The 26,555-nt window shown below is 71.7% G+C and carries 24 protein-coding genes; 2 read left to right on the top strand and 22 right to left on the bottom strand.

Annotation, left to right across the window (positions count from 1 at the left end; genetic code table 11):
• The 12 genes from IEZ07_RS18170 to IEZ07_RS18115 all read right to left on the bottom strand — a co-directional run bounded on the left by IEZ07_RS18170 (position 1) and on the right by IEZ07_RS18115 (position 11,406).
• The gene (locus IEZ07_RS18170; protein ID WP_068894843.1) at positions 1–900 is read right to left on the bottom strand and encodes a F0F1 ATP synthase subunit gamma; all 900 of its coding nucleotides are present in this window, start codon (positions 898–900) and stop codon (positions 1–3) included.
• 3 nt (positions 901–903) lie between these two features.
• Positions 904–2,553, bottom strand: a complete 1,650-nt coding sequence (gene atpA, locus IEZ07_RS18165) for a F0F1 ATP synthase subunit alpha (protein WP_068894841.1) — start codon at positions 2,551–2,553, stop codon at positions 904–906.
• Between the two features lie 23 nt (positions 2,554–2,576).
• Positions 2,577–3,389 (bottom strand): F0F1 ATP synthase subunit delta, encoded by an 813-nt coding sequence (locus tag IEZ07_RS18160; protein ID WP_204054425.1) that lies wholly within the window; start codon positions 3,387–3,389, stop codon positions 2,577–2,579.
• Positions 3,389–3,934, bottom strand: a complete 546-nt coding sequence (locus IEZ07_RS18155; protein ID WP_191895840.1) for a F0F1 ATP synthase subunit B — start codon at positions 3,932–3,934, stop codon at positions 3,389–3,391. The genes IEZ07_RS18160 and IEZ07_RS18155 overlap by 1 nt, the downstream gene beginning before the upstream one ends.
• A gap of 29 nt (positions 3,935–3,963) precedes the next feature.
• Positions 3,964–4,188, bottom strand: coding sequence for an ATP synthase F0 subunit C (gene atpE / locus IEZ07_RS18150; protein ID WP_191895839.1), 225 nt, complete (start codon positions 4,186–4,188; stop codon positions 3,964–3,966).
• 67 nt (positions 4,189–4,255) lie between these two features.
• Positions 4,256–5,044: a F0F1 ATP synthase subunit A gene (atpB, locus tag IEZ07_RS18145; protein WP_191895838.1), complete on the bottom strand. Its 789-nt coding sequence runs from the start codon at positions 5,042–5,044 to the stop codon at positions 4,256–4,258.
• Positions 5,045–5,111: 67 nt separating this feature from the next.
• On the bottom strand, positions 5,112–5,327 hold the full coding sequence (locus IEZ07_RS18140) for an AtpZ/AtpI family protein (protein ID WP_239320145.1): 216 nt from the start codon (positions 5,325–5,327) through the stop codon (positions 5,112–5,114).
• Between the two features lie 78 nt (positions 5,328–5,405).
• Entirely contained in the window at positions 5,406–5,822 is a 417-nt protein-coding gene (locus tag IEZ07_RS18135; protein ID WP_191895836.1) for a Cg1360 family ATP-synthase-associated protein, read from the bottom strand.
• Between the two features lie 164 nt (positions 5,823–5,986).
• On the bottom strand, positions 5,987–7,582 hold the full coding sequence (locus IEZ07_RS18130) for a glycosyltransferase family 4 protein (protein WP_191895835.1): 1,596 nt from the start codon (positions 7,580–7,582) through the stop codon (positions 5,987–5,989).
• A gap of 57 nt (positions 7,583–7,639) precedes the next feature.
• Positions 7,640–8,905: a serine hydroxymethyltransferase gene (gene glyA / locus IEZ07_RS18125; RefSeq protein WP_191895834.1), complete on the bottom strand. Its 1,266-nt coding sequence runs from the start codon at positions 8,903–8,905 to the stop codon at positions 7,640–7,642.
• A 260-nt stretch (positions 8,906–9,165) separates the two neighbouring features.
• A complete protein-coding gene (locus IEZ07_RS18120; protein ID WP_068894828.1) occupies positions 9,166–9,546 on the bottom strand; it encodes a hypothetical protein in 381 nt (126 codons plus the stop codon).
• 12 nt (positions 9,547–9,558) lie between these two features.
• The gene (locus tag IEZ07_RS18115; protein ID WP_191895833.1) at positions 9,559–11,406 is read right to left on the bottom strand and encodes a hypothetical protein; all 1,848 of its coding nucleotides are present in this window, start codon (positions 11,404–11,406) and stop codon (positions 9,559–9,561) included.
• Between the two features lie 222 nt (positions 11,407–11,628).
• Between IEZ07_RS18115 and IEZ07_RS18110 the strand changes: the two genes are divergently transcribed.
• Positions 11,629–12,639: an LCP family protein gene (locus IEZ07_RS18110; protein WP_191895832.1), complete on the top strand. Its 1,011-nt coding sequence runs from the start codon at positions 11,629–11,631 to the stop codon at positions 12,637–12,639.
• Positions 12,640–12,754: 115 nt separating this feature from the next.
• Here IEZ07_RS18110 and IEZ07_RS18105 read toward each other — a convergent pair whose 3' ends face one another.
• The 7 genes from IEZ07_RS18105 to thrC all read right to left on the bottom strand — a co-directional run bounded on the left by IEZ07_RS18105 (position 12,755) and on the right by thrC (position 20,557).
• Positions 12,755–13,420: an L-threonylcarbamoyladenylate synthase gene (locus tag IEZ07_RS18105; RefSeq protein WP_068894825.1), complete on the bottom strand. Its 666-nt coding sequence runs from the start codon at positions 13,418–13,420 to the stop codon at positions 12,755–12,757.
• A gap of 29 nt (positions 13,421–13,449) precedes the next feature.
• Positions 13,450–14,304, bottom strand: coding sequence for a peptide chain release factor N(5)-glutamine methyltransferase (gene prmC, locus IEZ07_RS18100; protein WP_191895831.1), 855 nt, complete (start codon positions 14,302–14,304; stop codon positions 13,450–13,452).
• A 10-nt stretch (positions 14,305–14,314) separates the two neighbouring features.
• Complete coding sequence (prfA, locus tag IEZ07_RS18095) at positions 14,315–15,367, bottom strand: peptide chain release factor 1 (protein WP_068894821.1); 1,053 nt, start codon at positions 15,365–15,367, stop codon at positions 14,315–14,317.
• A 135-nt stretch (positions 15,368–15,502) separates the two neighbouring features.
• Complete coding sequence (gene rpmE, locus IEZ07_RS18090; RefSeq protein WP_191895830.1) at positions 15,503–15,721, bottom strand: 50S ribosomal protein L31; 219 nt, start codon at positions 15,719–15,721, stop codon at positions 15,503–15,505.
• Between the two features lie 281 nt (positions 15,722–16,002).
• Positions 16,003–17,982 (bottom strand): transcription termination factor Rho, encoded by a 1,980-nt coding sequence (gene rho / locus IEZ07_RS18085; RefSeq protein WP_191895829.1) that lies wholly within the window; start codon positions 17,980–17,982, stop codon positions 16,003–16,005.
• Positions 17,983–18,480: 498 nt separating this feature from the next.
• A complete protein-coding gene (locus IEZ07_RS18080) occupies positions 18,481–19,470 on the bottom strand; it encodes a homoserine kinase (RefSeq protein WP_191895828.1) in 990 nt (329 codons plus the stop codon).
• Positions 19,471–19,498: 28 nt separating this feature from the next.
• The gene (gene thrC / locus IEZ07_RS18075; protein WP_068894815.1) at positions 19,499–20,557 is read right to left on the bottom strand and encodes a threonine synthase; all 1,059 of its coding nucleotides are present in this window, start codon (positions 20,555–20,557) and stop codon (positions 19,499–19,501) included.
• A 221-nt stretch (positions 20,558–20,778) separates the two neighbouring features.
• Between thrC and IEZ07_RS18070 the strand changes: the two genes are divergently transcribed.
• On the top strand, positions 20,779–22,341 hold the full coding sequence (locus IEZ07_RS18070; protein ID WP_191895827.1) for a glycosyltransferase: 1,563 nt from the start codon (positions 20,779–20,781) through the stop codon (positions 22,339–22,341).
• Between the two features lie 13 nt (positions 22,342–22,354).
• Here the strand turns inward: IEZ07_RS18070 and IEZ07_RS18065 are convergent, their stop codons facing one another.
• The 3 genes from IEZ07_RS18065 to IEZ07_RS18055 all read right to left on the bottom strand — a co-directional run bounded on the left by IEZ07_RS18065 (position 22,355) and on the right by IEZ07_RS18055 (position 26,367).
• Positions 22,355–24,049, bottom strand: a complete 1,695-nt coding sequence (locus tag IEZ07_RS18065) for a glycosyltransferase family 2 protein (protein WP_239320148.1) — start codon at positions 24,047–24,049, stop codon at positions 22,355–22,357.
• Positions 24,046–25,254, bottom strand: a complete 1,209-nt coding sequence (locus IEZ07_RS18060; protein ID WP_239320151.1) for a family 2 glycosyl transferase — start codon at positions 25,252–25,254, stop codon at positions 24,046–24,048. Before IEZ07_RS18060 ends, IEZ07_RS18065 begins: the two co-directional genes overlap by 4 nt.
• A 297-nt stretch (positions 25,255–25,551) precedes the next feature.
• Positions 25,552–26,367: a polysaccharide deacetylase family protein gene (locus IEZ07_RS18055; RefSeq protein ID WP_191895826.1), complete on the bottom strand. Its 816-nt coding sequence runs from the start codon at positions 26,365–26,367 to the stop codon at positions 25,552–25,554.
• Between the last annotated feature and the right edge of the window lie 188 nt (positions 26,368–26,555).

Below are 26,555 nucleotides of genomic sequence, written 5' to 3'. Positions count from 1 at the left end.
TCACTCTTTCCCCGCTGCGGCGTCAGCCAGCGCGTTGGCGCCACCGACGATCTCGCTGATTTCCTGGGTGATCTCGGCCTGGCGAGCCTGGTTCATCTGCATGGTGAACACGCGGATGAGCTCGTTGGCGTTGTCGGTCGCCGACTTCATGGCCCGGCGGCGCGCGGCGTGCTCCGAGGCCGCGGACTGGAGCAGCGTGGCGAAGATGCGCGACTCCACGTAGCGCGGGAGCAGCGAGTCGAGCACGTCGGCCGCGGTGGGCTCGAACTCGAAGTACGGCAGCGGCGTCTCCGGCTTCTCGGTGGTCTCCACGACCTCGAGCGGCAGGATCCGCTTGACCGCCACCTCCTGCGTCAGCATGGAGATGAACTCGGTCGAGACGACGTGGATCTCGTCGATCCCGTCCTCGTCCGAGAACGCCGCGATGAGCGCACCCGCGATCTCCTTGGCGTTGCCGTAGGAGGGGTTGTCGGAGAACCCGCCCCACTGGCCGCCCATCTCCCGGCCGCGGAAGCTGTGCCAGGCGATGCCCTTGCGCCCCACCACGTACGGCACGGGCTCGATGCCCTTGCCCCGCAGCAGGCCGCCGAGCGCCTCGGCCTCACGCAGGATGTTCGCGTTGAAGCCGCCGGCGAATCCGCGGTCGCTGGTCACGATGAGCACGGCCGCCCTGCGCGGCTGCTCCTTCGCCGTGGTCAGCGGGTGGTCGACGCTGGCGGTGTTGCTGACGACGCCCGAGACGGCGCGGGTGATCTCGCGCTCGTACGGCTCAGCCGCCTGCATCCGCTGCTGCGCCTTCACGATGCGCGACGAAGCGATGAGCTCCTGGGCACGCGTGATCTTGGCGGTGGACTTTACCGACTTGATCCGCCGCCGCAGCAGTCTTAGCTGGGCACCCATCGGCTACTTCTTCTCGTCCGCGCGGACGTGCTTGGTGATCTTCTCCTGGCCGACCTGGTCGGCGCCGAGCGCCGCGACCGGCTCGTCGTTGACCAGCAGCTCGCCCGAAGAGGTCTCGAAGCCCTTCTTGAACTGGGCGATCGCGTCCTTGAGGGTCGTGACCGTGTCGTCCGACAAGTCCTTGGTCTCGCGGATCGCGTCGAAGACGCCCTTGTGCTCACGGCCCAGGTAGTCGAGGAAGTCCGCCTCGAAGCGGCGGATGTCCTCGACCGGGACGTCGTCGAGCTCACCGGTGGTGCCGGCCCACACGGAGACGACCTGCTTCTCCACCGGGAACGGGCTGTACTGGGACTGCTTGAGCAGCTCGACCAGGCGCTGGCCGCGCTCCAGCTGGGCGCGGGAGGCCGCGTCCAGGTCGGAGGCGAAGGAGGCGAAGGCCTCCAGGTCGCGGTACTGCGACAGCGACAGGCGCAGCGTGCCGGCGACCTTCTTCATCGCCTTGATCTGGGCCGAGCCGCCGACTCGGGAGACCGAGACACCGACGTTGATGGCCGGGCGCACACCCGAGTTGAACAGGTCGGTCTCGAGGAAGCACTGACCGTCGGTGATGGAGATGACGTTGGTCGGGATGAACGCCGAGACGTCGTTGCCCTTGGTCTCGATGACCGGCAGACCGGTCATCGAGCCGCCGCCCATGTCGGCGGAGAGCTTGGCGCAGCGCTCCAGCAGACGCGAGTGCAAGTAGAAGACGTCGCCGGGGAAGGCCTCGCGGCCCGGCGGGCGGCGCAGCAGCAGCGAGACGGCGCGGTAGGCGTCGGCCTGCTTGGTCAGGTCGTCGAAGACGATGAGGACGTGCTTGCCCTGGTACATCCAGTGCTGGCCGATGGCCGAACCGGTGTAGGGCGCGAGGTACTTGAAACCGGCCGGGTCGGACGCCGGGGCGGCGACGATGGTGGTGTACTCCATCGCGCCCGCCTCCTCGAGGCGGCCCTTGACCTGGGCGATCGTCGAGCCCTTCTGGCCGACGGCGACGTAGACGCAGCGGACCTGCTTGTCCGGGTCGCCGGAGAGCCAGTTCTCCCGCTGGTTGAGGATGGTGTCCACGGCGATGGCGGTCTTGCCCGTGCCGCGGTCACCGATGATCAGCTGACGCTGGCCGCGACCGATCGGCGTCATGGCGTCGACCGCCTTGAGACCGGTCTGCAGCGGCTCCTTGACCGGCTGGCGCTGGACGACCGAGGGGGCCTGGAGCTCGAGGGCGCGCAGCGCCTCGGACTCGATGGCGCCCTTGCCGTCCATCGGGTTGCCCAGCGGGTCGACCACTCGGCCGAGGAAGGCGTCACCGACCGGCACGGACAGGACCTCGCCCGTCCGGCGGACCGACTGGCCCTCCTCGATGTTGCTGAAGTCGCCCAGGATAACGGCACCGATCTCCCGGACGTCCAGGTTCAGTGCCAGACCACGCGTGCCGTCCTCGAACTCGAGCAGCTCGTTCGCCATCGCCGAGGGAAGGCCGGAGACATGGGCGATGCCGTCGCCGCAGTCGACGACGGTCCCGATCTCCTCACGCGCGGCGCCTTCCGGCTCGTACGCCTGGACGAAGCGCTCAAGCGCGTCCCGGATCTCGTCCGGCCGGATCGTAAGCTCCGCCATCTCTCTTCAGTCTCCCTATTCGCCTAGCCGGCCAACCGGCGGCGGACTTCTTCGATTCGTCCCGCGATGGTGGTGTCGATGAGGTCGTCCCCGATGCGGACGGAGAACCCACCGAGCACTCGCGGATCCACCTCGACGTTCAGGTGAACGTCGTGGCCGTAGGAGGTGCGCAGCCACGTGGCCAGCCGCTGCTTCTGCTCCTCGGAGAGCGCGACGGCGCTGCGCACCACCGCGACGAGACGCTGCCGCTGTGCGGAGACCAGGTGACCGAACTCCTCCAGCCCACCATCCAGGCTACGTCCTCGCGGATGCACCACGAGTTGGGTCACCAGGCGGATGGTGGTGGGGGTGGCCCTGCCGCCGAGGAGCGAGCCGAGCAGTTCGCGCTTGCCCTGCTCGGGCACGGCCGGGTTGGCCAGCGTCCGGTGCAGGTCGAGGTTCGAGGCGACGATGCGCCCGAACCGGAACAGCTCGTCCTCGACGTCGTCGAGCCTGCCCTGCGCCTCGGCCTCGGCCGAGGCGGCGATGACGCCGAGCCGCTCCACCGCGTCGGCCAGGTCGCCGGCGCGCGCCCACTTGGCGGAGACGGCCGCGACGGCCGTCTCCAGCGCGGCGGCGCCGACCTTGCCCTCCAGCAGGACCCGGAGGATCTGGGCCTTCTGCGCCGCCGGACGGGCGACGTCGGACATGCTCCGGCGGAGCCCGTGCTCGCGGTCGAACAGGTCGGCGATCGCGAAGAGCTCATCGGCCAGCGTGCCGAGGTCCGCGCTTCCCGCCACGGCGTTGAAGCGCTCCTCGACCTCGGCCAGCGAGGCCCTGCTCAGCCCTCTCATCATCAGCGGACCGCCGCGTTGCTCGACTCGAGCTCCTCCAGGAACCGGTCGACGGTGCGGCGCTGGCGCGCCTCGTCCTCGAGGGACTCACCGACGATGCGGCCCGCGAGATCGATCGACAGGCGACCGAGCTCGGCGCGGAGCTGGGCGAACGCCTGCTGGCGGTCGGCCTCGATCTGGACGTGCGCGGCCTCGATGAGGCGGCGGGCCTCGGCCTGCGCCTCCTCGCGGAGCTCGGCCTTGATCTGCGCACCCTGCTCGCGAGCCTCCTCACGCAGGCGGGAAGCCTCGTGACGCGCCTCGGCGAGCTGTTCCTTGTACTGCGCGAGCAGCGCCTGGGCCTCGGCCTGGGCGTCCTGCGCCTTCTGGATCCCGCCCTCGATCGCCTCGGTCCGCTCGGCCAGGGTCTTCTGGATCCGAGGGGTGAGGATCTTGCCGACGACGAAGAGGACGGCGAAGAACGCGAAGCCGCCGACGACCAGCTCGTACAGGTGCGGCATGATCGGGCTGCTGCCCTCGGCCGCGAGGAGCTTAGCTGCGATTGTCATCGATGCAGCCTTCCGTCAGGGGTTTTCGATCAGCCGTAGATGAACGGCGCGACAAGGCCGATCAGCGCGAGCGCCTCGACGAGGACGAAGCCGAGGAGCATGTTCTGGCGGATCAGGCCGTAGGCCTCGGGCTGGCGGGCGATGGCCTGCAGGCCGTTGCCGAAGATGAGGCCGACGCCGATGCCGGGGCCGAGGGTGGCCAGGCCGTAACCGATCGAGCCGATGTTGCCGGAGACCTCAGCGAGGATGCCCATTTTTGTTTCCTTTTCGGGATGGCCGGTGAACGGGATTCCACCGGTCTGGACTGGAGGGGGAAGGGTCTTAGTGCTCGGCGTGCAACGAGTTGCCGATGTACATCGCGGCGAGCAGCGCGAACAGGAAGGCCTGCAGGAACTGGATGAAGAGCTCCAGCCCGGTCATCGCGATGGCCATGACGACGCTGACGATGCCGACCGGCGCGCCGAGCGGGGTGAGCTTCTCGAAGAGGAACCAGAAACCGACCGCGCTGAAGAAGGCCAGGATGATGTGGCCGGCGAACATGTTGGCGAACAGTCGCACCGCGTGGGTGAAAGGCGCCACGATCATGTTCGAGAGCAGCTCGATCGGCGCGAGCAGCACGTAGATGCCCTTGGGCAGGCCCGGCGGGAACATCATGTTCTTGAAGTAGCCGATCGGCCCCTGGTGCTTCATTCCCAGGTAGATCTTGATCAGGTACACGGTGCCCGCGAGCACGATCGGGAAGGCGATGTGCGAGGCCACCGGGAACTGGAGGAACGGGATGACGCCCATCAGGTTCCAGACCCAGACCATGAAGAACAGGCTGAGCAGCAGTCCCATCCACCGGTCGGCGTCCTTGCCCAGGAAGGGCCGGGCGACCTGGTCGCGGACGAACATGTAGCCGTACTCGCCGACGTTCTGGATGCCCCGGGGCACCAGCTTCGGGTTGCCGAAGGCCGACCAGCAGAAGAGCACGACCACGAGCGAGCTCAGCAGTGCGAGCAGGACAGGCTTCGTGAACCAGGTCACGCCCGAGATGATCGGCGGAAGTTCGAACAGTTCAAGCCCTGGGGCCTTGAACTCGTCGGCGGCGAGGACCGTCAGCGCCTTCACGCGGCGTTCCCTTCAACGTGGTAATGGATCAAGACTGCTTCCTCCGCGAGGCGACCGCCGCGTGAGGTCAGCGACCGTACTTCCGGTAGACCAGGTAGATGGCGAGAACGACACCGACGATCACTCCGATCGGGGTGAACACCGCCACGCCGGTCCAGCGGCTCAGCAACCAGCCCCCGCCGCCGTACAGGATGATCCCGGAAAGGATGTAGCTGGGGATTGACCAGGCGGCGTTGGCGAAGTCGCGGCCGTCGTCCTCCGGCCTGCGTTCTTGTTCGCTCATCGCGGGCATGACAATAGCAGTCGGGCTGTTGACTAGTCATATCGGACCCGGTCGTGGCCATAATACGCCTCATCGCGATCAACCCGCCCGCGGACCCGGCGAGCCGGGATCGACGTAGAGCATCTTCGTCTTCACGAAGCCGCGCATCTCGCCGGCGGTCCAGACGACGGTGCAGACGATCGCCGACCAGCCGAAGGCCACCGGCTCGAACGCCGTGGCGTCCTCGAACGTCTTCAGGAGCGCCATGATGACCAGAACCTTCACCGCGTAGGTGGTGACCGCGGCGACCATCATCACCGCCGGGGAGACCCGGCTCGCGTAGGAGACCGCGACCAGGCCGACCGTGAAGAAGACCGCGACGGTCGCGAGGCCGATCGCGGCGCCCAGAGCCCCGGCGCCGCCGGCGAGCAGGGCGGCGGCGCCGATGACCACCGCGCCCACGACCGCGGTGGGTATCGCGGCCCCTTTCAGGACGCGCACGTCGTTGGCCTGCATCGGCACTCCAGGTGGCTGTTATCAAGCGAGCGATTGCTACCTAGCAGGCTCGGACTGCCGAACACCTGCTAGTGAAAGCTATCACAAGCTCTTGGAAGAGCGCCTTTACCTGCCGTTTCAAGTAAACGATCTAGAGGTTTCCAGCCGGTACCGACCAGGTCGTCTCAGGGATTGGGAAACCTCGCCGCCGGACCCCGGGTGGCGGACCGTGACGGCCCCGGAAGGTCGGGGACGATCGAGAGCACCGCCGTGTCGTCGCCCGGCTCGGCCGCCGGAGGGACCGCCGGGGCGGCCGGAGACCGCGGGGACTGCGGAGACCGCGGGGACTGCGGAGACCGCGGGGACTGCGGAGACCGCGGGGACTGCGGAGACCGCGGCGGCTGCGGGGAGGGCACCGGACCGGCCGCCGGAGCAGCCGGAGACCGCGGGGACGCCTCGGGGACCGCCGGGGCGGCCGGGAACCGCGGGACCCCCTCGGGGGCGACCGGGGCGGCCAGCGGCTGCGGGAAGGCCACGGGCGCGGGCGCGGGCGCGGGGGGCGTCCAGGTCTCCTGCGCGGCGGGCGGCGCCGGGACGGCCCTGGCGACCTGCTCCGCGGGCCCCTCGTCCGGGCGGGCGCGGCGCCCGGCGGCGTGCGCCCCCCTGCCGCTCCCGTTCCGGCGCGAGCGCCAGCGCGGCAGCGCCACCAGCGCCAGTCCGCCGATGGCCAGCAGCACGGTGAGCAGGAACAGCAGCAGCGGAACGCCGACGACGGACATCGCCACGACGGCGAAGGCGAACAGGACCGTCCAGGCGTACATGATCAGGACGCTGCTGCGGTGCGAGTGGCCGATGTCCAGCAGCCGGTGGTGCAGGTGACCCCGGTCGGGGGCGAACGGCGAGAGCCCGTTGGAGGTGCGCCGGATCACCGCCATGATCAGGTCGAGCAGCGGCAGCACCAGGATCGCGATCGGGATCAGCAGCGGCAGCACGACCGGGAAGTCGTTGATGGTGCTGGAGTCCAGCGGCGTGATCGTGATCATGGTGGAGGCGAGGACCAGGCCGATCAGCATGGCCCCGGTGTCGCCCATGAAGATCTTCGCAGGATGGAAGTTGTGCGGCAGGAAGCCCAGGCACACCCCGATGAGCACCGAGGCGACCGCCGCGGTGACGTTGATGGTGGTGTCCCCGTTGTCGGTGGACAGGATGATGGAGTAGGTCCACGTCGCCATCGCGGCGATGCCGACGATCCCGGCCGCCAGCCCGTCCAGCCCGTCGACGAAGTTGACCGCGTTGATCATGACCACCACGATCATGATCGTGATCACCGGTCCCAGCGTCGAGCCGAGCACGTAGGCGCCGCCCATGTCGCTGGGGAGCGGCAGCCAGGGGAGGCTGACCCCGAAGGCGACCAGCACGCCGGCCGCCCCGATCTGCCCGGCCAGCTTGATGAAGGCGTCCATGCCCCACCAGTCGTCCAGGAAGCCCGTCAGCGTGATCAGGCCGCCCGCCAGGATCAGGGCCAGCACCACGTTCCCGTCGGCCACCTCCGCGTCCGCCAGCCGCCCTCCGGCGTACGGCAGGCTCCGGGCGACCAGCAGGCCCGCCACCAGCCCGCCGTACATGGCCAGGCCGCCGAGCCGCGGCGTCGGGGTGGTGTGCACGTCCCGGTCGCGGACCTCGGGCATCGCGCCGATGCGGATGGCGAAGACCCGGACCCCGGGGACCAGGAGGTAGGTCACCGCGGCCGCCACCAACGCCATCAACAGATATTCGCGCACGGACCTAGTTTCGCGGATAGTCCGGCCGCTTGTGACCGGAAAACGGCACAGAGCAACTCACAATTCGCTGGGATATGCCGGATATGCACTCGTCAGCTCACGGACGCGCGCCCTGACCTCCCCCGCGGAGTCGGGGCTGCGGACGGCCTCCGCCACCAGCGAGGCCACCTCCTTCATCTCCTCCGTCCCCATCCCCTGCGTGGTCGCGCAGGGGGTCCCCAGCCTGATGCCGGACGTCACGGTGGGCGGCTCCGGGTCGTAGGGGATCGCGTTCCGGTTCAGCGTGATGCCGGCGTCGGCGCACCGCTGCTCGGCCACCGCGCCGGAGGCCGCGAACCCCCGCAGGTCGATCAGGGCCAGGTGGCTGTCCGTGCCTCCGGAGACCGGCCGCATGCCCTCCGCCGCCAGCCCCTCGGCCAGCACCTGCGCGTTCTCCACGACGCGCCGCGCGTAGTCGGCGAACTCCGGCCGGAGCGCCTCGCCGAAGGCCACCGCCTTGGCCGCCACCGCGTGCATGAGCGGACCGCCCTGGGTGAACGGGAACACCGCCCGGTCGATCCGCGCCGCCAGCTCGGCCGTGCACATGATCCCCCCGCCCCGCGGCCCGCGCAGCGCCTTGTGCGTGGTGAAGGTGACCACGTCGGCGTACGGCACCGCGGACGGCAGCGCCCCTCCCGCCATCAGCCCGACCGTGTGGGCCACGTCGGCGAGCAGCCACGCGCCGGCCTCGTCGGCGATCCCCCGGAAGGCCGCGAAGTCGATCTTCCGGGGGTAGGCCGTGGCGCCGCAGATGATCACCTTCGGCCGGTGCCGCAGGGCCAGTTCCCTGACCTCGTCGTAGTCGATCAGCTCGGTGTCGCGCCGCACGCCGTACTCCGTGACGTCGAACCACCGCCCGGAGAAGTTGACCTTCGATCCGTGGGTGAGGTGCCCCCCGTGCGGCAGCGCCATCGCCAGCACGCCGTCGCCCGGCTGGAGCAGCGCCGCGTACGCCGCGAGGTTGGCCGAGCTGCCCGAGTGCGGCTGCACGTTGACGTGGTCGGCCCCGAACAGCCGCCTGGCCCGGTCGATCGCGAGTCCCTCGGCCCGGTCGACGACCTCGCACCCCCCGTAGTAGCGCCGCCCGGGGTATCCCTCGGCGTACTTGTTGGTGAGGGTGGAGCCGAGCGCGGCCAGGACCGCGGGCGAGGCGAGATTCTCGCTGGCGATCAGCTGGAGGCCGCCGCGCAGCCGCTCCAGCTCGCCGAGGAGGACCTCCGCCATCTCGGGATCTCGGCGGAGCAGGAGACCGTAGTCGGGGCCGTAGTAGGGCACAGAGCTCATCGACTCACTCCGTTCAGCGGCTCGGGCGCCGGTGATCGGTGGCTTTCCCCATGCCGGCCGCGGCGTTGCGCGCCGCCGCCCGGTCACCGTGTCACCGTGCTTCCCCTTCCCGGAGAAGCCCGCCGTGAAGCGTCCTCCCCGGCCCCGACCTGCCCCGAGGCCGACGACCCCCTCCGGTTCCCGGCCCGGCCGCCCGGGACGGCGCGCCGCCGCGACGCGGACGGGGCCCGGCGGGACGCGCGGAGGCCGGCGCCGGCCCGTCAGGAGAACGCGTGCGGCGCGCCGGCGTCGACCGGTATCCAGCGGGGCGTGTCGGCCGCCTGGTCGCTGATCGAGGTGAGGATCGCCTGGCGGTACTGGCCGAGGCGGGCCTTCCACTCGGTCAGGTCCTTCACGTAGCGCTCCCCGACGGGTGCGTCCCAGACGTCGCGGCTCCGGCCCATCCGGTACGCCTTGTCGAGTGAGGCGTCCAGCGTGTCCAGCAGGGGCACGACCTGCCCCCACAGCACGATCAGGCGCTGGTAGTCGGGGTTGAACTCCCAGGCCGCGGCGGCGCCCGGCGCCGGCACGCCCGAGGTCCCCCCCGACGGCGGGGTCTCCCCCGGCTGGAGCGGCTGCGGGGCGGGCGGGTCTGCGTACATTTCCAGGACTCCTTACACCGACTGTCCGCCTGACGAGCCGCCGCCGGGCGGCGGGACGGGCCTGCGCGGGTCCTGTGGGCCCGCCTCTCCCGGGGAACCGTCCGGCCCGACCTCCATGGCCGCCCAGGCCCCCTCACCCCACGTCTCGCCGTCGGGGACCTGCACTCCGGGCATCTCCAGCGGTTCGATCGCCCGCGCGTTGTCGGCGAGCGTCCTGATCGCCTCCAGATCGGGCAGGTCGACCCGGACGGAGACCACGTCGCCGGTCGTCGTCCACCGGGGCGCGGCGTCGGCGCCCCCGTCCGGGAGGGAACCGCCGGGCGTCCCGGCACCTCCCGTCCCGCCGGAACCGTCCGCCCTCTCCCGGGCCCCGGAGTCCTCCGCCCCGCCCGAGCCTCCCGCTCCGTCCGAACCACCGGACGTCCCCGAGCCTCCCGGACCGCCGGACGTCCCCGAGCCTCCCGAACCGCCGGAGCCGTCCGGCGCCTCCTTCGTGCCCGTCGACCGGTCACCCGTCTCCCCGCCCGTACCCGGCGGCTGGACGGTCTGGTCCTCGGCGGGCCCGACGGTGTCGAGGAGGGGGACGTCGGGCTTCGCGGACGGGAGGGGCCCGTGCGGCTCGACCTGGCCGGGCCGCGTGTCGGCGTACTGCGAGACGCCCTCGACGGACGGCATGTCCATGGGCGCGACGTCCTCGATCTTCTCCAGCAGCGCCTCCACCTGCTCGGCGGAGGGCGGGTCGAGCGGGATCTGCAGCACCTTCACCCCGTCCACCTCGACGACCTGCGGTTTGAGCGCGCCGCTCTGGTCGATGTCGTCGGGGTGGTCCTTCTGCCTCGTGTCCGGCACGTCGCCCGCGCCGGATCCCGTGCCCGAGTCCGTTCCCGTGCCGGGGTCCGTTCCAGTACCCGAGTCCGTTCCCGTGCCGCCGTCCGGAACACGGATCTCGGGCCCGCCGCCGTCGCCCCGGGGCGAACGCTCGTCCCCCTTCGAGCCGGTGTCCGGCTTCGCGTCCCGGACGTCGTCCGCGCCCGGCGCGCCGGGTGCGGGGTCCCCGCCCCGCGGCGACCTGTCGTCGCCCTTGGAGTCGGCCTCGGGCTTGAGGTCGGGTGTGGAGTCGGGCTGCGTCCGGGGCGCGTCGCGGGGCGGATCCTCGATCCGGATCGACCTGTCGTCGCCCTTGGAGCCGCTCTCCCCCTTGAAGTCGCCTTCGCCCCTGGAGTCGGTGCCGGGCCCGGTGCCGGACTCCGGGGCCTCCGTCCGCGGCGCCTCCGCCCTCGGCTGGTCACCCGCCTGCGAGCCGTCCCAGCGGGGGTTCCCCCCGCTCTCCGGTACGGCGGGCTTCAGGTCCTCGGTCCTGGGCGTCTGCGGGGCCGACTCGGTCCTGGGTGCCTCGGCCTTCGGCGGATCCTGCTTCGACGTCTCCGGAGCCGGTGTCCCCGTCTTCGGCTCCTCCGGCTTCTGTCCCGGTGCCTCCGGAGCGGGCGTGCCGCCCGTCTTCGGTTCCTCCGACCCCGGCGTCCCCGCCCTGGGCTCGTCCTGCTCCGGCCGCTGCGGAGCCGGGGTCCGCGCCTCGGGCGTCCCGGACTCCGGGCCGGCGGCCTTCGGGCCGGGCGTGGGATCCGCGTCCTGCCTGACCTTCTTCTCCAGCAGCGCGACGCGGGCCGAGACGTCCCGGACCATCGTGTCGCACTCGTCGGCGACCTGGACCGGGCGGTGGGCGGACTGCGAGGACAGACCGGCCCCGCTCATCAGGCGGGTCACCCGGCTCTCGACCGTCCGCATCTGCTCGGCGGCCCGCTTCACCTCGGCGAGCAGGTCACGGACCAGCGCGGGGTCCATTCCGTCGAACTTGCCCATGGGCGTCTCCCGGGGAGTTGGCGGCCGAATTCACGGTACCGGGAGGACGCTCCCGCGTCACGGTGATAATCAGCCGGTATCAATCATGGACGCGGGCCGCGGTCCTGGCGGATCCGCCCGCCGGTGGTGCCCTGCGGCGCCTCCTGGCCGTAGGGTGTCGGCAGGTCGCACGGCGATATGCGTGCATACCGGGATGTACCGGATTCGATAGGGGTCAGCTCGATGCGTCGCGCCCGCCGGCTGCTACTGATCATCGGCGCCGCCGTGGTCCTGATGGGCGTCTGCGGCGCCGGTGCGCTCTACGCGTTCCAGGTGAGCCTCGACGGTGACATCACCCGCCTGCCCGGCGCGCTGCCCACCGACGAGGCCGAACGGCCCCCGCCCGAGCCCGGCGTCGGGGAGAACTGGCTGCTGGTCGGGACCGACACCCGCTCCGAGGAGACGACGACCGGCGAGGACGCGCGCGGGGAGCTCTGGCGGCCGGGGCAGCAGCGCACCGACACGATCATGCTGATCCACCTCTCCGAGGGCCGCAACCTCGTCTCCGTGGTCTCCATCCCCCGGGACTCGTGGGTCACCGTCCCGGGGAAGGGCAAGGCGAAGATCAACGCCGCCTTCTCCTGGGGCGGTCCCGCCCTGCTGATCAGGACCGTCGAGAAACTCACCGGCGTCCGGATCGACCACTACGCCGCGATCGACTTCCGGGGGTTCGCCGCGGCCGTCGACGCGATCGGCGGGGTCGACGTCGACATCGCCGAGACGGTCTACGACCCCTACCGCAAGGTCACCTGGAAGGCCGGCGTACAGCACCTCGGCGGGGAGGAGGCCCTGCTCTTCGTCCGTCAGCGCGCCAACCTCCCGGGAGGCGACCTCGACCGGATCAAGCGCCAGCAGGCGCTGCTGAGCTCCATCGCCGACAAGGTGCTCAGCGCCGAGACGCTCACCAACCCCGTCAAGGTCAACGACCTGCTGCGCGCCCTGACCAAGGCCTTCAGCGTCGACGCGGGGGTCACCACGGGCATGCTCAGGTCCCGGATGCTCGACCTGGCCGGTCTCGACTCCCTCGACTACGTCACGATGCCGGTGGAGGGCACCGGCACGAGGAGCCGCCAGAGCGTCGTCCTGCTGGACATGCCCGAGGTCCGCGCGCTCAGCGCGGCGATCCAGGACGACCGCATCGACGACTACGTCCGGGAGCACGACAGCGGCAACGCGGTGGACACGGTGCGCTGACCCCCCCGCCCCGGACGGCCTCCCGGACCGGCCGGAACGCGGGCCGGGGGCGGATGCGGCTTCCTCAGGACGTGGACCGGGTCAGGTCCCGGGCCGGCCGGGCCGCGGACCCCGGTCAGGCCTCGGATTCCGGGCCCGCGTCGGTCGCCACGTAGCCGATCACCTCGCGCAGCTTCTCCACCGGTACGGCCCCGCGGCGCAGCAGCCGGGGCACGGCCGTGGTCAGGTCGAGGATCGTGGACGGGACCGAGTCCGCGCAGGGCCCTCCGTCGAGATAGACCGAGACCGCGTCGCCGAGCTGCTTCTCGGCCTCCTCCGCCGTGGTCGCGGCGGGGGCGCCGGAGCGGTTGGCGCTGGAGACGGCCATCGGGCCGGTGTCCTTGAGCAGGTCCAGGGCGACCGCGTGCAGCGGCATCCGGAGCGCGACGGTGCCCTTGGTCTCGCCCAGGTCCCACGAGAGCGACCGGTTGACCCGGCAGATGAGCGTGAGCGGGCCGGGCCAGAAGGAGTCGACGAGGTCCTGGCCGTACGGCCCCAGGTTCTCCACCAGCGCGTTCGCCGCGCGCACGGTGCCGACGAGGACGGGCACCGGCATGTCCCGGCCGCGTCCCTTGGCCTCCAGCAGGAGGTTCACCGCGGACGGGGTGAAGGCGTCGGCGCCGATGCCGTAGACGGTGTCCGTCGGGAGCACCACCAGCTCGCCGCGCCGTACGGCCGATGCCGCGTCGGTCAGGCCCGCCGCCCTCTGCTCGGCGTCGGCGCAGTCATAGCGTCTGCTCACGGCGTTCCTTCCTGTTCCCGGCCGGGATCCTACTCCTGGCCGAAACGAGCGGTGACGAAGCGGTCCCTGCGGGCGAGGTCCTGCCGGCTGCGCACGTCGCGCCAGCCGTTCTCCTCGGAGAAGATCAGATAGACCGGGGTGCCCTGCTCGTCGGCGTGCTCCACGGCGACGAACCCGCCCGGCCGGAGCAGCCTGCGCGCGGTCCGCTCCACCGCCCTGACCTCGTCGAGGCCGTCGCGCCCTGAGCCGAACAGGGCGCGGTGCGGGTCGTAGTCGCGCACCTCGGGGTCGCGCGGGATCGCACCCGGCGGGATGTAGGGCGGGTTGGACACCACCAGGTCCACCTGGCCGTTCAGCTCGGGCAGCGCGTCGGCGAGGTCCTCGGGGTGCAGCTGCACCCGGCCCTGGCCCTGCTCCAGGATGTTGCGCTTGGCCCACCGGTAGGCGTCCGGGTCGACCTCGACCGCGTGCACGGTGGCCAGGGCGACCTCCTGGGCGATGGACAGCGCGATCGCGCCGGAGCCGGTGCCGAGGTCCACCACGACCGGGGAGGCGACGTCCATCTCCTGCAGCCGCTCGATGGCCCAGCCCGTCATCACCTCGGTCTCCGGGCGCGGCACGAAGACGCCGGGCCCGACCTCCAGGGACAGGTAGCGGAAGTACGCCCGCCCGGTGATGTGCTGGAGAGGCTCGCGGGCCTCGCGCCGGGCGACGCCCTCCCAGAACAGCGCGTCGAAGTCCGCGTCGGCCACGGTGTGCAGCTCGCTGCGCCGTACGCCGTGGACATAGGCGGCGATCTCCTCGGCGTCGGTGCGCGGCGACGGCACACCTGCCTCGGCGAGCCGGGCGGTGGCGAGGGCGATCTCGTCCAGCAGAAAGGTCATGGCGGGGGTTCTAGGCGTGGGCGGCGAGCTTCTCCGCCATCTCGGCGTCGAGCAGGGACTGGATGACGGCCGACAGGTCCCCGTCCAGCACCTGGTCGAGGTTGTAGGCCTTGAAGCCGGTGCGGTGGTCGGAGATGCGGTTCTCGGGGAAGTTGTAGGTGCGGATGCGCTCGGAGCGGTCGACCGTGCGGATCTGCGACTTGCGCTCGGCCATCGCGGCGGCGTTGGCCTCCTCCTCGGCGATGGCCTGCAGGCGGGCCCGGAGGATGCGCATGGCCGACTCCTTGTTCTGGAGCTGGCTCTTCTCGTTCTGGCAGGAGGCGACCACCCCGGTCGGGATGTGCGTGATGCGCACCGCCGAGTCGGTGGTGTTGACGCTCTGGCCGCCGGGGCCGCTGGAGCGGTAGACGTCGATGCGCAGGTCGTTCGGGTCGATCTGGACGTCGACCTCCTCGGCCTCCGGGTAGACCAGGACGCCCGCCGCGCTGGTGTGGATGCGGCCCTGCGACTCGGTGACCGGCACGCGCTGCACGCGGTGCACGCCGCCCTCGAACTTCAGCCTGGACCAGACGCCCTCGTCGCCCCTGGCCTTCACCGCGACCGTGACGTCCTTGTAGCCGCCCAGGTCGGAGTGGGTCATGTCGATGATCTCGGTCTTCCAGCCGACCCGCTCGGCGTAGCGGAGGTACATCCGCAGGAGGTCGCCGGCGAACAGCGCCGACTCCTCGCCGCCCTCGCCCGCCTTGATCTCCATGATGATGTCCTTGTCATCGTTGGGATCGCGCGGGACGAGCAGGTGGCGGAGCCTCTCCTCCAGCTCGGGGATCCTCGCCTCGAGCTCCTTGGCCTCCTCGGCGAAGGCCTCGTCCTCGGACGCCAGCTCCCTGGCCGTGGCCAGATCGCTCCGGACGCCCTCGAGCTCGCGGTGGGTGTTGATGATCGGGGTCAGTTCGGCGTAGCGCCTGCCGAACGTGCGCGCCTGCGTCGGGTGCGCGTGCACGGTGGGGTCGCCGAGCTTGAGTTCCAGCTCCGCGTACTCACTGAGCAGCTCGTCGAGGTTCACCGCACGTCCTTCTTCCTTTGGAAAGCCCTCGGCCGTGGAAGGCCGCCGGGAAAGCCCGCCGCTTCACCACGAACGCCGACCCGGGCGCACCCTCCGCGAGCGGTGGGTGGTTCCGAGCCGGCGTCGGGAGCTGGGCTACTTGCCCGTGGTCTTCTTGCCGAAGCGCTTCTCGAAGCGGGCGACCCGGCCGCCGGTGTCCAGGATCTTCTGCTTGCCCGTGTAGAACGGGTGGCAGGCCGAGCACACGTCGGCGTGGATCGCGCCGTTCTTGGCGGTGCTGCGGGTGGTGAAGGTGTTGCCGCAGGTGCAGGTCACCTGGGTGGTGACGTACTCCGGGTGAATGTCGGGCTTCATGACTGTCGTCCTCTCCAAGGCGCGGTCGCCGGGTCGCCAGGGTCCACCCCCGCGGAGGCGGGGAGAACACACTGAGGTGCGAGTGGGCGGGAACCGGAACCGCTGCGGTTCGGCTACCAGTGTGCCAGATCCTTCAACCATCCCAGGCCACCGGACATTCCCCCGCCCTCCCCGCGCCCGCCCTCCCCGGGAGGAGGAGCCGCGGAAGGGCCGGAGAAGGGCTCCGGACGCCGGACGCCCCGGCCCCCGCTCTCGGGGTCCGGGGCGCCGGCCGTACGGCGTCAGTCGCGGTCGGAGCTGACCGTCGTCTTCTGCACCTGGAGCAGGAACTCCGCGTTGGACTTGGTCTCCTTCATCTTCTCCAGGAGGAGCTCCAGAGCCTGCTGCATGTCCAGCGCGTGCAGCACCCGCCGCAGCTTCCAGACGATCTGCAGCTCGTCCTTGCCCATCAGGATCTCCTCCTTGCGGGTGCCGGACGCGTCGACGTCCACCGCGGGGAAGATCCGCTTGTCCGCGAGGGCCCGGTTGAGCTTGAGCTCGGCGTTGCCGGTGCCCTTGAACTCCTCGAAGATGACCTCGTCCATCTTGGAGCCGGTCTCGACCAGCGCGGTGGCCAGGATCGTCAGCGAGCCGCCGTTCTCGATGTTGCGGGCGGCGCCGAAGAAGCGCTTCGGCGGGTAAAGCGCCGTGGAGTCGACACCACCGGACAGGATCCGGCCCGAGGCCGGGGCCGCGAGGTTGTAGGCCCGGCCCAGGCGGGTGATCGAGTCGAGCAGCACGACGACGTCGTGGCCCAGCTCCACCAGTCGCTTGGCGCGCTCGATGGCGAGCTCGGCGACCGTGGTGTGGTCCTCGGCGGGACGGTCGAAGGTCGAGTGGATGACCTCGCCCTTCACCGACCGCTGCATGTCGGTGACCTCTTCCGGACGCTCGTCGACGAGGACGACCATCAGGTGGCACTCGGGGTTGTTCCGGGTGATCGCGTTGGCGATCGCCTGGAGCACCATCGTCTTGCCCGCCTTGGGCGGGGAGACGATGAGACCGCGCTGGCCCTTGCCGATCGGGGCCACCATGTCGATGATCCGGGTCGTCAGGATGTTCGGCTCGGTCTCCAGACGCAGGCGCTCCTGCGGGTAGAGCGGCGTGAGCTTGTTGAAGTCGGGCCGCTGGCGGGCCTGCTCCGGGTCCATGCCGTTGACCGTGTCGAGGCGGACGAGCGCGTTGAACTTCTCCCGGCGCTCGCCGTCGCGCGGCTGGCGGACGGCGCCGGTGACGACGTCGCCCTTGCGCAGGCCGTTGCGGCGGATCTGGGCCAACGACACGTAGACGTCGTTCGAACCGGGCAGGTAGCCGCTGGTCCGGACGAACGCGTAGTTGTCGAGGATGTCCAGGATGCCGGCGATCGGGATGAGGACGTCGTCCTCGCCGACCACGGGCTCGCCGCCGCCCTCGAAGCGGTCGCGACCGCGGCGGTTGCGCTCCCGGAACCGGCCGCGGCGCCCGCGGCGGTCGTCGTCCTCGCCGATGCCGTGCTGGTCGGTGCGGCCCTGCGGGCCGCGGTTCTGGTCACCGCCGCGCTCGCCGCGCTGCTCGCGCTCGACGCGGTCTCCACGCTCGACGCGGTCTCCACGCTCACCGCGCTCACCGCGGCCCTGCCCCGCGTCGGCGGCGCGCTGGTCACCGCGGCCTTCACCGCGCTGGTCACCGCGGCTCTCGCCGCGCTCACGGCGGCCCTCGCCACGCTCACCGCGCTCGCCGCGCTCACGGCCGCGGCGCTCGCCGCGCTCACGGCGGCTCTCGCCGCGCTCGGCGCGGCCCTCGGTCTGACCGGTCTCGGCCGGCGCCTCCACCGCGGGAGCGGCGGCGGCCACCGGCTCGGGCGCGGTGACGGGCTGCTCGGCCACGGGCTCGGCCGGGGCGGCGGAGGCGCGGGAACGTTCCCTGCGGCTGCGCGCGGGGCGCTCGGCGGCCGGTTCCGCGGCGGCGGGAGCCGGAGCCGTGGGGGCGGCGGGCGCGGCGGCGCTCTCCGCCGTCACGCCCTGCTTCTCCTGAATGGCCGCGATCAGCTGGCTCTTGCGCATCCGCCCGGTCCCGCTGATGCCGAGGCCGGAGGCCATGGCCTGAAGCTCGGGCAGCACCATGGCGGACAGGCCGGTGCCGGAGCGACGACGCGGCGACTTCGCCGCGGCGCGGGTGGGGGTGTCGCCGGCCGCGGGCTGTGCGCCGTTCGCGTCGGAGAGGAGTTCGGTGGTGTCGCTCACTAATGGGTCCTTCCCAGGGGTCGGGCGTGGCCATGATCAGCCAATCGTCCCGGTGGTGCGATCGATCCGGTGGGACAGACCGGGTCAGGTTGCACGTTGTGGTCCTGTCGCGATCCTGTTGCGATCCTGTTGCGATCCTCGACGGCCCGGGAGGGCCGTCGCCACTGTCGGAGAAGGGCACATCCGCACCCTCGCCATCGAGACCCGCCGACGGTGAGGCACGGAGGACACCCCCCGGATTGCTACCGGCAACCAGATGTCGAGGTGTTTCGAACGCGCATGTCCCCTAAAACGCCGCCTCTCCTTGCCCCGCTCGAATGTGGACCATTCGGAGGCGGCGGATTCGGGGAAGCCACTGCGGCGTTCACGCCTCGTGGAACGGGACGTGAGGCAACGATGTGTGGCTGACAAGCACGCACCCAGCACGGGGGCATCTGGTGCGGCTATCAGCCTAACATCACCAGCGCACACAGCTATTCCCTGAAGGCCGAAGAGGCATCAACGTGTCTCGGGAGAAACAACGCACGCACCGCGGGTTTCGACATCCAGTGGCCGGATGTGCCAGTCATTACCCACTTCTGGTGCGATCAAATCCTGCTTATCCCCCGTGGAAAACGCAAGGACCGTGGGACCCGCGCCCGAGACGACCGCGGGGATCCCGAGCGCGCGCAGCCGCGCCACCAGATCCGCCGTCCGCGGCATCGCGGGGGCCCGGTAGCCCTGGTGCAGCCGGTCCTCCGTCCCGGCCAGCAGCAGTTCGCGCTCCGGCCGCCCGGTCAGCGCCGCGACCAGCAGCGCGGCCCGCCCGGCGTTCGCCGACGCGTCGGCGTGCGGCACGCTCGCGGGCAGCAGCCCCCGGGCCGTCTCCGTGGACAGGCGGTGCTCCGGGACGAGGACCACGGGCCGCACGTCGGCGTGCGGGAGCAGTTTCGCCATACGCGGAACGCCCGACGGTTCCGTCCACGCGACCGTGAGCCCGCCGGCCAGGCAGGGTCCCACGTTGTCGGGGTGCCCCTCGATCTCGGTGGCGAGGGCGAACACGTCGTCGTCGGTGAACTCCGGCGGGCTCGGCGGCGCGGCCGGCGCCGTCCCGTCCGGACGCGGAGCGGCGGCGTACGGCTCGGCGGCCAGCGCCCGCGCGGCGAGGATCCCGGCGCAGATCGCCGCGGAGGACGAGCCCAGCCCGCGCGCGTGCGGGATCCGGTTGACGCAGCGCAGCCGGATGCCGGAGGGGCGGGGCAGGCCCATCCTGTCGAAGGTCCTCCTCATCGTCGCGACGATGAGATGGCGGCCGTCGAGGGGGACCTCGCCCGCGCCCTCACCCTCGACGGAGACTTCGGCGGTCTCGGCCGAGCCGCCTGAGGAGGGTTCGTAGAGAGTGGCCTCCACCTCGTCATGGAGGGCCAGGGCCAACCCCAGCGTGTCGAATCCGGGGCCGAGGTTGGCCGAGGTCGCCGGAACCCGGACGACCACCGTGCTGTCGGTCATGCGTTCCCTTGTCGAGGAGCCGGTGGGATCAGGCGAGTTCGAGGGCGCTCGCGGCGGCGTGGGCGTCGATCGGGATCGTGATCGGGGTGGGCGCGCCGGAGATGGCCCAGTCGGGGTCCTTGAGCCCGTTGCCCGTCACCGTGCAGACGATGCGCAGGCCGGGCTCGACCAGCCCCTGCTGGCAGGCCTGGAGCAGACCGGCCACGCTGGCCGCGGAGGCGAGCTCGACGAACACGCCCTCCTCCTGCGCCAGGAGCTTGTAGGCGGCCGCGATCTGGCGGTCCGTGACGGCCTGGATGACGCCGCCGGACTCGTCCCGCGCGGCCTCGGCGAGCTTCCAGGATGCGGGGTTGCCGATGCGGATCGCGGTGGCGATCGTGTGCGGGTGGGTCACCGGGGCGCCGTTGACGATCGGTGCCGACCCGCTGGCCTGGAAGCCGAACATCCGGGGCGTCCTGGTGGCGACGCCGTCGGCGGCGTACTCGGTGTAGCCCATCCAGTAGGCGGAGATGTTGCCGGCGTTGCCGACCGGGATGCAGTGGACGTCGGGCGCGTCGCCGAGGGCGTCCACGATCTCGAAGGCCGCGGTCTTCTGCCCCTGCAGCCGGAACGGGTTCACCGAGTTGACCAGCGCGATCGGGTAGTTCTCCGAGAGCTTCCTGGTCATCTCCAGGCAGTCGTCGAAGGAGCCCTCGACCTGCAGCAGCCGCGCCCCGTGGACCAGCGCCTGCGCCAGCTTGCCCATGGCGATCTTTCCTCGGGGCACGAGCACCGCGCAGGTCAGGCCCGCGCGGACGGCGTAGGCCGCGGCGGAGGCGCTGGTGTTGCCGGTGGAGGCGCAGATCACGGCCTTCGCGCCGTCCTCGACGGCCTTGCTGATGGCCATGGTCATGCCGCGGTCCTTGAAGCTGCCCGTCGGGTTCAGCCCCTCGACCTTCAGGTAGACCTCGCAGCCGGTCAGCGCCGAGACCCGGTGCGCCGGGACGAGCGGCGTGCCGCCCTCCAGGAGCGTCACGACGGGCGTCTCGCCGGTGACCGGAAGACGGTCACGGTATTCCTCGATGAGGCCACGCCATGCCCTGGTCATGATTGCTCCTCCCGCGCGCGGTTCCGCCGCGCGCGCCCTACCTGCGGTGTTGGGCAACGAGTCTACGGGCAACCGCCAGGCCCCCGGGATTCCGCGTCCACCAAGTGGACAACCGCCCTCTCGACGCGGCCTCTCCCGGGGCGGCACCGGGGAGCGGCGGGTAGGGTCGACAGGGTTTGACAGGCGGAACCCCGGACGATCCGACAAGGAGTGCAGCTGTCATGACGGGTGGAGCGGCGGCCGGCCCGCCCTTGATCCGGCACAACGACTACTCGCCTCTGGAGCCCCCCGGGCTCGGCGGCTGGGAGCCGTCCCTCCCGGTGAGCGTGGTCATTCCCGCGCGCGGCGGGCAGCACCGGCTCGACCTGGTCCTCGCGGCCCTGGCGGCGCAGAGCTACCCGGACCACCTCATGGAGGTGATCGTCGTCGACGACGGCAGCGAGCCGCCGCTGCGGCTGCCGGAGATCGCCCCGGCGGACACCCGGATCATCGCGGCGGACCCCGGGAAGTGGGGCATCGCGCACGCGGTCAACTCCGGGGCGGCCCGGGCGGACGGCCTCGTGCTGCAGCGGCTGGACTCCGACATGGTCGTCTGCCGCGAGCACATCGAGGCGCTGGCCCGCTGGCACCACCTGAGTGACCATGTGGTCGCCATCGGCGCCAAGAAGTTCATCGAGGAGCCGCCGGTGACACCCGAGCGGGTCCACGAGGCGGTGCGCACGGACTCCCTCGGAGACGTCTTCGACCTGTCCGCGGCGCTGCCCAGCTCCACCGAGCAGACCATCGCCCGTCTCGACGGCCTGCGGGCCAGTCGCAACCCGTACCACGTGTGCACCGGTCCGACCGTGTCGATGCGGCGGGAGATCTTCCACGCCGTGGGCGGACTCGACCCCGCCGTGCTGCGGGGGGAGGACACCGAGTTCGCCTACCGGCTGGCCCAGCACGGCGTGGTGTTCGTCCCCGACATGGCCGCCCAGGCGGTGCACCTCGGGCTGCCCGCGCAGCGCCTCGACCCGGACCGGGCGGTGCGCGTGGTCGCTCCCTACCTCGCCCATCGGATCCCGCTCCGCCGGGATCTGCGCAAGGACAGGGGGCGGCGCTGGCTGGTGCCGTACGCCGAGGTGGTGCTGCGGGTGGACGGCTCCGCCCCCGAGCAGGTGCGCGAGGCGGTGGGCGCGGCCCTGTCGGGATCTCTCGGCGACGTGGTGGTGACGCTGGTGGCGCCGTGGCCGGAGACCGGCGGGCGGCGCCCGGTGCTCGACGACTTGGCCTTCGACCTGCGGCTGATGCGCGAGCACTTCTCCCACGACGGGCGGGTGCGGTTCGCGACCGAGGTCGCCGCCACGCCGGAGCCGATCCCGTTCCGCTACACCGGCCCGGTCTCGGTCCCGCTGGGCCCGGCGACCCTGGAGCAGATGATCGGGGTGCTGCAGCGGGAGCGGTACGGCATGCTGGTCGTCGACCTGCCCGGCGACGGTTCGGCGGTGCTGGCGCGTACCGAGGCGCTGGGCCGGGCCCGGCTGCTCGGCGCGGATGACGTGGCCGCCTCGATCGAGGCCACCCACGGGGTGGGGAAGGGCGATCGGGCGCGGTTCTGGCCGACCGTGCAAGCGGACCCCGCCGAGAATCCGGCGAAGGGCATGGCGAAGGGCGCGTCAAAGGACGCGGGCGACGGCGAGGCCGCCGGGCTCGCACCACGCGAGGGCGCTGCTCCCGCCGCCCCGGATCCGCGAAGGCCGCGCACGCTGCTCTCCCGGCTGCGCGCCGCAATTCGGGAGGAATAGGGCGCTTCCGGCGTCACCGGCGGCGGTCGATCGCCCGCTTCACCGACATCAGCAGGCGGTAGCGGACGTCCTGCCGCCGGGGGATCGCCTGGGTCTTGCGGGAGGCCGCCAGTTCCCTGCGCAGGGACGCGACCTCGCGCCGCAGCTCCACGGTGCTCCTGCGCCAGCGGGCGGCCTCCTCGCGCCACTCGACCATCCGGGCCTGCACCCGCTCGGTGTGCCGGACCTGCTCCTCGGCCTTGAGCCGGTCCCGGTGGGCCCTGCGGCGGCTCACCGGGGGAAGTGCCTCGCGGGAGAACCCCGCGGTCTCGGCGTCCACCCAGAGCGTGCCGGAGACGTCCTCCACCGCATCGTCGAGGTCCTCCCCGGGCGCGCGGACGATCGCCGCGCGGGCGAAGGCCGCGGTGCGCTCCAGCCGGGCCGTGACGAACCCGCCGCCGGAGCCGTCCGGCGCGTCCTCCTCCAGCAGCACCGACAGCAGGCCGTACTCCCCCTGCTTGGCCAGGTCGATCAGGCGGGCCAGGGCGTCATCCTCCGGCACCCATCCCGCGGGCAGCCGGAGCCGGTACGGCACCGCGCCCCACGACGCGGGCGCCGTCCGCACCCGGGGCTCGTGGGCGTAGTGGCCCCGGGTGAGCACCAGGTCCAGGTCGGGGTTGGTGAGCGGGGCCCGTCCCTCGTCCCTGACGCGGTCCCAGGGGCCTTCGATGGTGACCGCGATGTCGGGGACGGTGCCGGCGAGCACCGCGTCGACCGTGGCGCGGACGTCGTCGTAGGAGAAGGCGTCCTTCCCGGTCTCCGGGGAGCCGACGACCACCTCGACGTAAGGGACCTTCCACTGGCGGGCCGGGTGAAGGCGGAGCCAGCGGTAGGTGGGAATGCGGTCGGCGATGAACGCGTAGCTGACCCGGTCGATCGGGTCCTTCTCCCGCATGCGCATGGTCGGTCCCAGGTGGAAGGCCCGCGCCTCCGGCTCGGGGACGAAGACCGCGCCCGCCTGGGCCAGCCGGTAGCCCATCTCGGTGTCCTGGCCGAGGATGAGATCGGTGTCCATCGGCCCGGCCCGCTCCAGCAGGGCGGCGCTGACCGAGGTGGCTCCGCCCACGTGCAGCCCGAACGGGCGGCTCGGCCTCCTGGTGAGGCCGTCGGTGTCGTCGATCATCTTCACCAGCCAGGCGTGCGGCTCGGCGGGCTCGAAGATCTCGGCGAGGTCGGCGGCGCCGGCCACGGCCTCCGGCGTGGGCAGCGGGGCCGGGCTGAAGCGGATGTAGCCGGTCACCGACAGGTACGGCGCCGCGTGGTGCCAGCGCATGTGGGCCTCGACGGAGCGCCGGTCCAGGACCACGTCGGAATCCAGCCAGTGGACCACGTCGCCGGTCGCCTCGCGGAGCCCGGCGTTGCGCGCGTGGGCCCGGCCCGGGGTGGCGCAGACCAGCAGCCGGGTGTTCTCCGGCCGGAGCGCGGGCAGCCGCAGGGGCGGCGTGCTGCCGTTGTCCACCACGATGACCTCGGTGAGGTCCGCGGGGTAGGTCTGACGCTCCAGCCCGGCCAGCACCAGGTCGAGCTTGTCCTGGCCGCCGTAGGCGGGGATGACGACGCTGACCCGCAGCGACGGCGTCCAGGCGCCGAGCTCGGGCAGGGTGAGGGCGCGGTAGTCGTTGCCCCTGATCCGGGGGATCATGTCGGTGCACCTGCTCGGGGTCGTCATGGGGTGAGGATCCTGCTGGGGCGCCGCCCCCGCCACTGGTGGGAGGCGACTCTCAGGAAGTGGGCGAGCGGGAGGCGCCAGGTGTGCCGGTCGCTCACCTGGCGGCGCAGCATGTACCCCAGGCCGTGGGTGCGGTAGATGAGCGCCCCGGCGGCGTGGGCGGCCTTCAGGAAGGCTGCGTCCACCCCCCGGGGCAGGGCGGGGAAACCTCCGGTCTCGCGGAAGCGGTCGCGCTCCAGCAGGATCGTGCCCCCGGCCACGTGGTCGGACCAGACCTCGCCGGCGTAGTCGGTACGGCGGACCGTCACGTTCAGGGGTTCCAGGTAGAAGAACTCGGCCGCCGTCCCGATGATGTCCGCTCCGGAGTACGACCGGGCGAGCAGGAGGTCGGCCAGGTGATCGGGGCCGTACCAGTCGTCGTCGTCCCACTTGGTGACGTACCGGCCGCCGGCCGCGGCGGCGGCGAGGCCGAGCACCTCCCCGAGCGTCGCCGCGGAGTCGGCCTCGATCACCGTGACCGGCAGCGGGCAGGCCGCGATCGCGGACCGTACCGCCTCGTGGGAGGCGGGGACGCCGTGCAGGCCCAGCAGGACCTCGGTCTCCACCCCGCGCTGCCGGGCGATCTGGCCGAGTGCGTCCTGGAGCAGGTGCGGGCGCATGCTGGCCATCACGACGCTGACCGCCGGTGTCTCCGCCGGTACCGCGCCGCGGCGCGCGAGCCCGTGGCGGCGCAGCCGCACGCTGTGCTCCTCACGGCGCAGGTCGGCCGTACAGGAGGGCGTACCCTGCCGGGGCTCGGTGAGCCAGTCGCCGACGGTGAGCAGCTCGGCGAGGGCGGGGTCGGCGCGATCCACCCAGCCGGGAACCTCCTCGGCGTGCAGCGGCGCCCCGGCCGCGGCCAGGTCGATCAGCCCTGCCAGGTCAACGGTCTGCGCGGGCCAGCGGACGCGCAGCGCCAGGTGCTCCCTCACGTCGGCGGGTGAGCCGCCCTCCGCGTCGGCGGGTGAGCCGCCCTCCACGCTCCACCGGCCGCCCGTCCAGCGCAGGTCCGCGATCTCCTCCGACGGCGTCCGGGGGAAGCCCTCGGGTGTCGGCCCCTCCCTGCGCCGCCCGTCCTGCCGGGCGGCGGGCTCTCCGGCGGTGGGCACGACGGCGGCCGCGGGCTGTTCTCCCTCCGGTGTCTCGCTGCAGTGCGACTTCGTCAAGGGACCGACCACTTCGACTGGGACTGGGACTGGGCGACTCTTCACTGTGGGCACACGCTCCGGCCGGTCCGGCCTCCAGAGGACCGACCATCTTTATGTGACGTAAAAACGGTCAATTACTGTAAAGGCGCAAGGTTCCGCCTGGCAAATCACGGCCCGGCACTCCCTGAGGTCAGAGCGGTTCACTCAGGAAACTCACAGCCATTGCAGAGAGTTCATCGATGTAGGACATCGCGTTCATCCGCCCATCCGCGCCCGGACGGGACGGGACGTGGCGCAGGCCCGCCCCGTCCCGGGTCAGTCCTCCGGCAGCGGTCCCGGCTTGGCGCCGACCGCCTGCGCCACGGTCCTGACCACCGTGCCGCGGCTCCTGCGCTTCTCCAGCCAGACGAGGAACTCCTCCAGCCGCTCCGGCGCGATCGAGTACTGGCCGCAGTCGTCGCAGACCACATGGAAGATGACGGGCACCAGGCCGCCCCCGGCCTTCTCCGCGTTGAGCACCTGCTGCTTCAGATGCCGCACCGACGTACTGTCGAGCACCGAGCCCGCGCCGCGGATGTTCCAGCGGTTCGCCGGGGGAAGGCTCTCGGCGGCGGGCGTGGAGCAGGTGGCACAGGTCACCGCGCGCAGGCCGCTGACCCCGCGGGCCGCGGCGTAGCCGCACTCCTTGGCCGTCTGCCTGGCGTCGCCGTCCACCGCGCCGAACGGGTAGGCGAAGGTGCTGACCTCGTGGCCCATCTCCATCAGGGCCCGGCGGTCACCGCAGATCTGCTCGCGCTGCCGGTCCGGCAGAAGCCCGTTGAGCCGTACGTGGTCCACCGAGTGCCCGCCGATCTCGTGGCCGGCCTTGGCCAGCGCGGTGAGCTGGCTCTCGGTGAGCTTGCCCTCCTGCCCGATGGTGCCGCTGTTGACGTAGAACGTGCCCCGCATGCCGTGGTTCTGGAGCATACGGGCGGCCTCCGCCTGTGTGGCGTCGCCGTCGTCGAAGGTGAGGGCGACGACCGTCTGCGGCTTCTTCGCCTTCTTCGGGGCGGCCGCCTGGGCGGGGGCGGCCAGGGGGACGAGCAGGGTCAGCGCTGCCAGGGCCCCTGCCAGGTATACGGGGGTCTTCATGATGCGGTGTTCCTTCCGGGGAGGGGAAGGCGGATGAACGATCCGGGCAGGGTCCCGAACCGGCCCGATAGGAAAGGAACGGAGGACATAGGAAATCACCATACCGACATATGGCACTTCATATGCCGTTTATCTACCAAACACTCGTGTGATCTCCAGTTGAATGCCAGGCATCTCTCCCCTGCCGG

The sequence above is a fragment of the Planomonospora parontospora genome, from assembly GCA_014647935.1.
GTDB lineage: Bacteria > Actinomycetota > Actinomycetes > Streptosporangiales > Streptosporangiaceae > Planomonospora > Planomonospora parontospora.
Note: the sequence above shows the minus strand (reverse complement) of the source record. Positions and strands in the feature narration are given on the sequence as shown.